The 3,697-nt window shown below is 71.8% G+C and carries 3 protein-coding genes and 1 pseudogene; 3 read left to right on the forward strand and 1 reads right to left on the reverse strand.

Features of this window, described 5'->3' with window-relative positions; all coding sequences use genetic code 11:
- A pseudogene (locus JWQ92_RS13375) lies at window positions 1-984 on the reverse strand (hypothetical protein); the annotation flags it as partial.
- A 105-nt stretch (window positions 985-1,089) separates the two neighbouring features.
- On the opposite strand from JWQ92_RS13375, the gene JWQ92_RS13380 reads away from it, so the two are divergent.
- The 3 genes from JWQ92_RS13380 to glnA all read left to right on the forward strand — a co-directional run.
- Complete coding sequence (locus tag JWQ92_RS13380; protein ID WP_297344955.1) at window positions 1,090-1,788, forward strand: DUF4191 domain-containing protein; 699 nt, start codon at window positions 1,090-1,092, stop codon at window positions 1,786-1,788.
- 16 nt (window positions 1,789-1,804) lie between these two features.
- The gene (locus JWQ92_RS13385; RefSeq protein WP_297344956.1) at window positions 1,805-2,245 is read left to right on the forward strand and encodes a J domain-containing protein; all 441 of its coding nucleotides are present in this window, start codon (window positions 1,805-1,807) and stop codon (window positions 2,243-2,245) included.
- A gap of 115 nt (window positions 2,246-2,360) precedes the next feature.
- Window positions 2,361-3,697 (forward strand): type I glutamate--ammonia ligase (glnA, locus tag JWQ92_RS13390; RefSeq protein ID WP_297344957.1); only part of this gene is annotated, 1,337 nt, incomplete at its 3' end.

Consider the following 3,697-nt stretch of genomic DNA (forward strand, 5'->3'; position numbering starts at 1 on the left):
GGCGGCGCGCGCGGGGTCCGTCGAGCCGGGGACGGTGGACGCGGCAGGGCCGGGCGAGGCCCGGCGCGGGCCGAAGGTCGACGTCGGCGGCGACGGAACGGCGGCGACGCTCGCCGGGCGGACGGGATCGGCCCGGACGACCGCATCATGGCCCGGAAGCAGCACGAGGGCCGCGGCGAACCCGGCGAGGGCCGCCCCCGCGGCGATCCACACCCGCCGGCGGACACGCACGGCGCCGTGAAGGGCCCGGCCGACGAGAGCCGCAGCGGCGCGGCGGACGGGCAGCGACGAACGAGCTGGAGCCTCCGCCGGTGCGGGGCGCACCGGGGCGAGGAGCCGCGCGGGCGTGATCGCCCTGCCGGAACGGCCCTCAGAGGATCGGTGCAGGAGCACGGCTTCCGGCTCGGCCAGTGCGAAGAGCAGCTCGACGGCCGAGCCGCCGGGATCGCGCTCGAGGGCGGCCAGGACCTCCCGCGGAACGGGCGGCGGCAGCAGCCGCGTGGCCAGCGCCGCCAGCGCGCGGCGGTCCGCCGCGGACGCATCCCCGCGACCGGCCGGAGTCGCCGTCGCGGTGCGGGGCATCAGCAGCACCGGGCATCCGCTCGCCGTGAGGCCGACGGCGGCCGCGCCGACGGCACCGTGGGCCGCTCCCGCCGCGTTCAGCGCAGCGACGGCCTCCGCGATCGGGATGAGCACCGTCAGCGCCTCGCCCGCATCCAGCGGCGCACCGGCGACCAGATCGACCAGGGCGATCGGGACCTCGGGCACCACCACGACCAGATCGCCGTTCGGCGCCGTGCCGAGATCGAGCACGCGCTGCACGTGGTCGCCCTCCGCCCGCAGCCAGGCGTCGAGGGCGGCCTCGCCGCGCTCGTCGCCCTCAGCGATCCGGACGAGACGGACGGGGAGCCCGCCGCCGTCGGTCGCCAGCGCGTCCCCGTTCGGGAACCGGGACCGGATCGCGTAGCCGACGAGCTCGTTCACGAGGCGAGCATGCGCGGCGGAGAGGCCGGCCAGGCATCGGGACGTCGGTCGACCCCGCGGGACGAGGTCCGCCGGGGGCTGGGGAGGAACGGATACCATGGCCTCATGGCGAGAACGAGCGCCGGCGTGGCCAAGGAGCCCGGCCGCGTGAAGCAGATGTGGCAGATCTTCCAGATGACGCGGAGGTCGGATCCGACCGCGCAATGGTGGATGCTGCTCGGGTTCGTCGTCACCCTCCTGGTCGGCGTCGCGCTGGCCCTGGTGCTGTCCGGCGGCAGCGTCCTCACCCTGGTGCTCTACATCCTGCTCGGCATCGTCGGCGGCGGGCTCGTGGCGCTCATCATCATGAACCGCAGGGCGGAGCGGGCCGCCTATGCGCAGCTCGAGGGGCAGCCGGGCGCGGTGGGCGCCGTGCTCCGCACGTCGCTGCGCCGCGGCTGGCGGGGCAGCGAGGTGCCGGTCGCGGTCAACGGCCGCACCCGTGACGCGATCTACCGCGTCGTCGGCCGCCCTGGCGCCGTGCTGATCGTCGAGGGTCCGAAGGCGCGAACCCAGCGGCTCGCGGACGAGGAGCGGCGCAAGGTCGGCCGCGTCGCCCCGAACGTGCCCGTCACCGTGCTCCATGTCGGCCATGAGGACGGCGCGATCCGGCTGAACCAGATCAGCCGACGGCTGACACGACTGAAGCCGAAGCTGACGCGGGCCGAGGTGCTGGCCGTCAGCAACCGGCTCGAGTCGCTCGGGACCGGCCTGCCGGTCCCGAAGGGCATCGATCCCACGAAGATCCGCGCCGTTCGCAGGTGAGCCCCGCGCCGCGCCGATGACCAGGATCGAGGCGGCGGCGCTCCTCGGTGTCACCGCCGACGCGACCGGACCGGACGTGCAGAAGGCGTTCCTGCGGCTCGCTCGACGGGTGCATCCGGACGTGCTGCCGAACGCGACCGCGGCGCAGCGGCGGGAGGCGGCCGAGCGCTTCGGCGCGCTGGTGCGGGCCCGCGGCGTGCTCCTCGATCCGGGAAGCGCGCCCGCGTACGGGTCCCCCGTCGCGCCGTCCCCGTCGGGGTGGGCGCCTCGCGCGGGCGACCCGACCGGTCCGCGCTACCGGGCGGTGCCCGGACGCGGCCTGGGCAACTCGCTGGTGGTGCTCGTGCTGCTGGCATTCCTGCTCGTCGCCCTCGTGACGGTCGACGACGCGCTGCGCACCCACGCGTTCGACTCCCCCGCCGACGGCGCCACGCCGGTCGCCACGGCGACTCCCTGACTCGGTTTACCTCACCGAAACAGGGCGGTCACGAAGGCGAAACGGCCCCCGCAATAGGGTTGGCCGTCTGCCTTCCGAAGTCCCACGAGCAGCAGGTTCAGGAGAGTCTCACCGCATGCCGACCCCCAAGTTCACCGACTCGTCCGAGGTCATCAAGTTCATCAAGGACACGGACGTCAAGTTCCTCGACATCAGGTTCACCGACCTGCCCGGCGTGCAGCAGCACTTCAACATCCCGGCCTCGACCGTGGACGAGGACTTCTTCTCGGTGGGTCAGCTGTTCGACGGATCCTCGATCCGCGGCTTCGCGAACATCCACGAGTCGGACATGCAGCTCATCCCTGACGTGTCGACGGCGTACGTCGATCCGTTCCGGGTCGAGCGCACGCTGATCATGGTCTTCGACATCTACAACCCGCGGAACGGCGAGATCTACGCGAAGGACCCGCGCCAGATCGCGCACAAGGCGGAGAAGTACCTCGCGTCCACCGGCATCGCGGACACGGCGTTCTTCGCGCCGGAGGCCGAGTTCTACATCTTCGACGACGTGCGCTACGAGGTCGCCCAGGGCTCGAGCTTCTACAAGGTCGACTCGTCCGAAGCCGCGTGGAACTCCGGTCGTGAGGAGGTCGGCGGCAACCTCGGCAACAAGACGCCGTACAAGGGCGGCTACTTCCCGGTGAGCCCGGTCGACCAGCACGCCGACCTGCGCGACGACATCTCGCTGAAGCTCATCGACGCCGGCCTGATCCTCGAGCGCGCTCACCACGAGGTCGGCACCGCCGGACAGGGCGAGATCAACTACCGGTTCGACACGCTCGTGCACGCGGCCGACGACATCCTGAAGTTCAAGTACATCGTCAAGAACACGGCGAAGCAGTGGGGCAAGACCGCCACGTTCATGCCGAAGCCGCTGTTCGGCGACAACGGCTCCGGGATGCACACCCACCAGTCGCTCTGGAACGACGGCAAGCCGCTCTTCTACGACGAGGCCGGCTACGGCGGGCTCTCCGACCTCGCCCGCTGGTACATCGGCGGAATCCTGAAGCACGCCCCGTCGCTGCTCGCCTTCACGAACCCGACGACGAACAGCTACCACCGCCTCGTGCCCGGCTACGAGGCGCCCGTCAACCTCGTCTACTCCGCCGGCAACCGGTCGGCGGCGATCCGCATCCCCATCACCGGCACGAATCCGAAGGCGAAGCGCATCGAGTTCCGCGCTCCCGACGCGTCGGGCAACCCGTACCTCGCGTTCGGGGCGCAGCTGATGGCGGGCATCGACGGCATCCAGAACCGGATCGAGCCGCACGAGCCGGTCGACAAGGATCTGTACGAGCTGCCGCCGGACGAGGCCAAGACGATCCCGCAGGTGCCGGGCTCGCTCGACAAGGTCCTCGATGCGCTCGAGGCCGACCACGACTACCTGACGGCGGGCAACGTCTTCACGCCCGA

It is taken from the genome of Amnibacterium sp., assembly GCF_025463795.1.
Taxonomy (GTDB): Bacteria; Actinomycetota; Actinomycetes; order Actinomycetales; family Microbacteriaceae; genus Amnibacterium.